6 protein-coding genes and 1 pseudogene are annotated in these 5,744 nt (G+C 28.7%); 5 read left to right on the top strand and 2 right to left on the bottom strand.

The features are described 5' to 3' along the window. A pseudogene (locus B3N22_RS05215) lies at positions 1-482 on the bottom strand (methyl-accepting chemotaxis protein); the annotation flags it as partial. 357 nt (positions 483-839) lie between these two features. Here B3N22_RS05215 and B3N22_RS05210 point away from each other — a divergent pair. The 3 genes from B3N22_RS05210 to B3N22_RS05200 are packed head-to-tail and all read left to right on the top strand — an operon-like array spanning position 840 to position 2,917. Beyond that, entirely contained in the window at positions 840-1,796 is a 957-nt protein-coding gene (locus B3N22_RS05210) for an NAD(P)-dependent oxidoreductase (RefSeq protein ID WP_286905289.1), read from the top strand. Positions 1,797-1,809: 13 nt separating this feature from the next. After that, the gene (locus B3N22_RS05205; RefSeq protein WP_286905288.1) at positions 1,810-2,520 is read left to right on the top strand and encodes an SDR family oxidoreductase; all 711 of its coding nucleotides are present in this window, start codon (positions 1,810-1,812) and stop codon (positions 2,518-2,520) included. Between the two features lie 19 nt (positions 2,521-2,539). Continuing rightward, entirely contained in the window at positions 2,540-2,917 is a 378-nt protein-coding gene (locus B3N22_RS05200) for a VOC family protein (protein WP_286905287.1), read from the top strand. A 33-nt stretch (positions 2,918-2,950) separates the two neighbouring features. Here B3N22_RS05200 and B3N22_RS05195 read toward each other — a convergent pair whose 3' ends face one another. Further along, positions 2,951-3,637 (bottom strand): YjjG family noncanonical pyrimidine nucleotidase, encoded by a 687-nt coding sequence (locus B3N22_RS05195; RefSeq protein WP_286905286.1) that lies wholly within the window; start codon positions 3,635-3,637, stop codon positions 2,951-2,953. A gap of 317 nt (positions 3,638-3,954) precedes the next feature. Between B3N22_RS05195 and B3N22_RS05190 the strand changes: the two genes are divergently transcribed. Together B3N22_RS05190 and B3N22_RS05185 are read left to right on the top strand one after the other, a co-directional pair. Next, complete coding sequence (locus tag B3N22_RS05190; protein WP_286905285.1) at positions 3,955-4,644, top strand: Crp/Fnr family transcriptional regulator; 690 nt, start codon at positions 3,955-3,957, stop codon at positions 4,642-4,644. 132 nt (positions 4,645-4,776) lie between these two features. After that, the gene (locus tag B3N22_RS05185) at positions 4,777-5,685 is read left to right on the top strand and encodes a DMT family transporter (RefSeq protein ID WP_286905284.1); all 909 of its coding nucleotides are present in this window, start codon (positions 4,777-4,779) and stop codon (positions 5,683-5,685) included. The last annotated feature ends 59 nt before the right edge of the window (positions 5,686-5,744 follow it).

Below are 5,744 nucleotides of genomic sequence, written 5' to 3'. Positions count from 1 at the left end.
TTCTTTATTAAAACATATATAGATTCATTTATATCATTTACCTGATTATTTGCATGTTCAATTATTGAGTTTAAACTTTCAGAAGAAATAGCCACCTTTCCTGAAGAATTCTGCATAATTGATATTAAGTTTTTTAAATTATCTTTTGCTTTAAGTAGAGAAGTGATAAGTTGTCCAGTTTCTCCATGATTAGTTGCTTCAATATCTATAGTTAAATCATTATTCGAAATAGAATCGGCAAGAAGTATGCCCTTTTTTAAAGGTTTTATAAGCAATAATTCTGAAACAACTGCTGCTATTACTTGAAAAATGATTATGAAAATTATTGATCTTCCGATAGTTTCAATTGTTATTATTTCAAGAACATCTCCATGAAGAGCATACGATAGTGAACCTAATATCCCTAAATTTGATAACAACATTGCTACAAAAACCAATACCATTATACGATTACGTATCGAAATATTTTTAATCTTATTCATATTATGTACCACCTTTATGAATTTATTTCTCCCTCAATTAGCTGCAATTTTATATTTCTATGAATCACCCTCATCCTATGAAAATTAAGACTATTTTTATAGATTAATTATATCAAATTTAATAGATTTAACAACATTAACTCTGTCACAACTTCGTAAGAACCATCTTTTATACTATTATTTAGATTAAAAGATAGTGAGGGAATTATATGTGTGTACTTAAAACTATTTCTAGCCCTGTTTTTCTATCTTTCTTCCTATATAATAGTAACTTTTCTAAGCTTTATAAAACTATTCCATTTCTTAGGTTAACATATGTTATAATATATCTTGATAACGTGTGCAGGAGGGTAAACAATGAACAATATAGTTTTTCTTAATTCAAGCAGAATAGATTTTGACGAAAAACTTAATTTTAAAGCAATAGATGGCTTGGGAAATGTAACAAAATATTCTCATAGTAATAATGAGGAAATTCTAAAAAGAGTAGAAAATCAAAATATAGTAATTTCTAAGGAGCTACCTATAGGAAGAGATTTAATTGAAAAATTTCCTTCAAGTGTAAAGTTAATTTGCGAAGCTGGCACTGGTTATAATAATATTGATATAGCTTCAGCAAAAGAAAAAAATATAGTTGTATGTAACATACCTGGGTATAGTACAGAGGCTGTTGCTCAACTAGTTATTACCTTTATATTAAGTTTAAGTTCTTCTTTAGCTTATCAACAAAGAATGATTGAAGATAAAGACTATAGAAATTTTACTAACCATCTAATGGTTCCGCATTTTGAAATTCAAGGTAAAACTCTTGGAATAATAGGTGCAGGAGCTATTGGACAACAAGTGATTAAAGTTGCTAAGGCCTTAGGCATGAACATACTTGTATATAATAGAAGTTATAAGGATTTAGGTGATCCAAATATAAAGTTTGTGACCTTAAAAGAAGTTCTTATGGAAAGTGATTTTGTTAGCCTACATTGTCCACTTACTTCTGAAACAAAACATCTTATAGATAAATCAAAGTTAGATTTAATGAAGCCAACCTCTTTTATTATAAACACAGCTAGAGGTTCACTTATAAAAGAAGATGATTTAATTGAAGCATTGAATGAAGAAACAATTGCAGGAGCTGCTCTTGACGTTCAAGATCCAGAACCACCAAGTTTAGAAAACCCCTTGTTTTCTATGAGAAATGTTATTTTAACACCTCACATAGGCTGGAGATGTTTTGAATCAAGACAAAGACTTTTAGATTTATTAGCTGAAAACATCAAAGCTTTCATTAATGAAAAAGCTATTAATACAATTTTATAATGAGGTGGATGGAATGAATTATTTAGAGGGAAAAATAGTTATTGTTACTGGTGGAACTTCAGGACTTGGAAAAAGTTTAGTGCTACAATTAATAAATCTTGGAGCTAAGGTTGCTTTTTGTGGAAGATCAGAAGAGAAGATAAAAACAATTATAAAAGAAGTTGGTGAAAACTCTACTATTTTTTATGATACATTTGAAATAACAGATGAAACGAAAATATTTAATTTTGTAAAAGATGTAGAAAAAAAATTAGGCCCTGTTGATGTACTCATCAATTGTGCAGGCGCTAACACTTCAAGAGCTTCAGTAAAAGACATACACCTTGAAGACTTTCAGTATATGATGAATTTAAATACTATAGCTCCATTAAATTTTATTAAAGCCTGCTATCCATATATGTCAGATAAAAAGCAAGGATTAATCGTTAATATTCTTTCAACTTGTTGTCTTTTTTCAAATGAAGGTTTAGGATCATATACTGCATCTAAAGCTGCTCTTGATAGTTTAACTAAAGTACTTAGAAAAGAGGCTAGAAAAGATAACATAAGAGTATGTTCTGTTTATCCTGGTGGAATTAATACTTCCTTTAGACCTCAAGCTAGAGAAGAGTATTTAAGTGCAGATATAGCTGCTGAAACTATAATAAATTCTATTAACATTGACGAAAGAGTTGCCTTAGATGAAATAGTATTAAGGCCGTTTATAGAAACAAATTATCGCTAAAATATTAGGAGGAATATATATGAATTTATGTTGGATAACCCTTACTGTTAATAATATTGAAGAGTCTTTAAAGTTTTACTGTGATATCTTGAATTTAAATGTAGCTGAAAGATTTAAAGCTGGTGAGGATACTGAGATTGTTATGCTTGGAAATAAAGATGAGGTCAAAATAGAGCTGATATGCTACAAAGGAGTAGAAATATCAGAAAGAAATGGCTTATCTATAGGTTTTACTGTGGAATCATTAGAAAAAACTATAGACTATCTAAAAGAAAATAATATTAAATTAGAAAGTCCTATAATTTCACCTAATCCTATGACAAGATTCTTTTTTGTTAAAGATCCAAATGGAATACAAATTCAATTTGTTGAAGAAAAAGAAAGTATAGCCTTATAATACAAAATAAAAAAGTGGTATTTTCCACTTTTTTTATTTTAGAATCTCATTTAATTGATATAAACTATTTATTTCATAAGTAGGTTTAATACTTGTACTATTTTTATTTCTACCTGGATTATACCAGCAAGTATCAACTCCATAATTAATCCCACCTAAAATATCAGAAGTTAAACTATCTCCAACCATTAAAACCTTAGACTTATCAGTAAATTTTAAACTATCTAAAGTTATTTCAAATATCTTCGGATTTGGTTTTGATACATTAACCTCTTCAGATACTATAATAGCTTCAAACAAATGTGCCACTTTAGATTGTTTTATTCTACCATTTTGCACATCTCTAAGTCCATTTGTTATAATTGCCATTCTATGTTTTCCATAAAGACTATTTAAAATTTCTTCACTTTCATCATATAAAAAAGACCCAAGTGATAAGTGTTTCATATAAGCTTTTGCAAATTCTAACTCATCAAACTTTACTTCAAGTTTATCAGATAGTCTTTTAAATCTCTCAACTTTTAGTTTTTCTTGTATAATTAATCCCTCTTCGAATTCTTTCCAAATCGCTGTATTTATATTTTTATAAACCTCAAGATGATAATTTTCCTCATAATCAAACTTAAATTCTATCATTGAGTTTTTAAAGGCTTCCTTTTCTGATTTTTTAAAATCAAATAAAGTTTCATCAGCGTCAAATAAAATGACATCGTATTTCATGATTTATCCCCCTATATTCTTAAATCCTTTAATATATAAAATACCATATTATTAAAGCTTTAACTAGGACAAATGTCCTATTGTGATATTACTCACAGCTTCCCTGTAGAAGCTCTTCTTTTCAAGAGCTTCATTAAATTCCTTAATCTCAACATAATACATTATAATTGCGACATTGTGATATTATGATATTGTGACATTACGCACTTCTGCCCTGTAGAGGCTTCTTTTCAAGCCTCATTAAATTCCTTTTACATTATAATTACGACATTACGACATTATGATTTTATAACCTGTTGATAATTTAGGGAGGACTTATGAAAAATATTTTAGATAAAAAGCTCTTGAAATATTATATAGATAAATATAAGGTTACTGAAATTTTCCATGAAGATATAATAGATGAGGTTATCTTTTGTGTTTATGAAATTGAAGAAACTATTCTTGAGCCAGAAAGTAAACTCCAGTATTATTATCTTCTTGTTGACGGAAAAATCAAAGTAAACTACTTATTTGAAAATGGAAAAAGTAGCTTGCTAAAGTTTTATGATGCATTTATAACTATAGGAGATTTAGAACTCTTAAAGGATCTTCCTGTTCGTTGTCAGGTAGAAGCAGTAGAAGAGAGTTATTTCATTTTAGTTCCTGTTTCTTTAATTAAAGAAAAGTATACTCATTTGAATTTCTTTCGTCATTTAGCAGAATCTTTAAGTGATAAACTTGATGCAACTATAAATAATAGTTCTTATAACTCTACTTATCCACTTATAAATAGACTTTCTAGTTATTTATTAGAATATCTAAAACCAGATAAGGATTATATAGTTTTAAGGAATTCTTTTAAGGATATAGCTGAATTTTTAGGAACAACCTACAGACATTTAAACAGAACTTTAAATGAGCTTGAGGAAAAACAAATCATAAAATGTAATCAAAATAAGATTTATGTTTTAAATGAAAAAAAGCTAAGAGATCTTAGTAAAAAAGCTTATATGAGTTCTTTGTGATAAGAGTTGAATTTTTTCAACTCTTTTTTGTTGCCAATAAGTTTATTTTTTCCGAAAGTATTAGAAGAAGATTATGTTATAATTATCTTTATATGTTTAATATAAGATAATCAAGAAAGTGGGGCAAATAAAATGAATCTTAAGCCAAGGATAAAAGGAATAATATTTGTTATACTCGGAGCTACTCTTTGGGGAGTATCAGGGTCAGTTGCTCAGTTTTTGTTTAAAACCAAAGGTTTTAATACTGAGTGGCTTGTTACAATTCGATTGTTAGCATCTGGAATACTATTACTTCTATATTCATATTCAAAATCTAAAAGTGATATCTTTAAAGTATGGGAGAATAAAAGAACAGCCTTAGGCCTAATAGTTTTTAGTTTAGTTGGAATGTTAGGATCTCAATACACTTATTTTGCAGCAATAAATCACGGAAATGCAGCAACTGCTACAATACTGCAATATTTATCGCCTGTTTTTATAACATTGTACATGATTGTAAAAAACAGAAAACTTCCAAGTATAAGGCAAATAGGTGCAATAGCTTTAGCTATGCTAGGAACTTTTTTTATAATTACTAATGGTAATATTAATGAAATAAGTATATCTAAGTCAGCTTTATTTTGGGGAATTGCTGCAGGAATTACAGCTGCTTTCTATACTCTTCAACCTCAGAAGTTATTAGCTGAGTTTGGATCAATACTTCTAGTAGGATGGGGTATGCTTATAGGTGGAATTTCCTTTAGCTTCATACATGCGCCATGGAACTTTCAAGGAGAGTGGACAACTTCTTCTCTTCTAGGGGTATTTTTTGTAGTAATCTTTGGAACCCTAATTGCTTATAACTGTTATTTAAACAGCTTAAAATACATTGAACCTACAGAAGCAAGTATCTTATCTTCTTCAGAACCTCTTTCAGCTGCATTTTTATCCGTCATATGGCTTAAAGAGGTTTTAGGACTAGCTCAGTGGATAGGCACTTTATGTATTATTATTACAATCGTAATATTATCAAAAGCAAAAAGTAAAACTTCTGAGTCATAAACCTTACAAGTCTAAATAATAAAAAAGCCAGTAAATCCTCCAATGTCATTAAGTTAATG

The organism is Clostridium sp. UBA1652 (assembly GCF_002320975.1).
GTDB lineage: Bacteria > Bacillota > Clostridia > Clostridiales > Clostridiaceae > Clostridium_T > Clostridium_T intestinale.
Note: the sequence above shows the minus strand (reverse complement) of the source record. Positions and strands in the feature narration are given on the sequence as shown.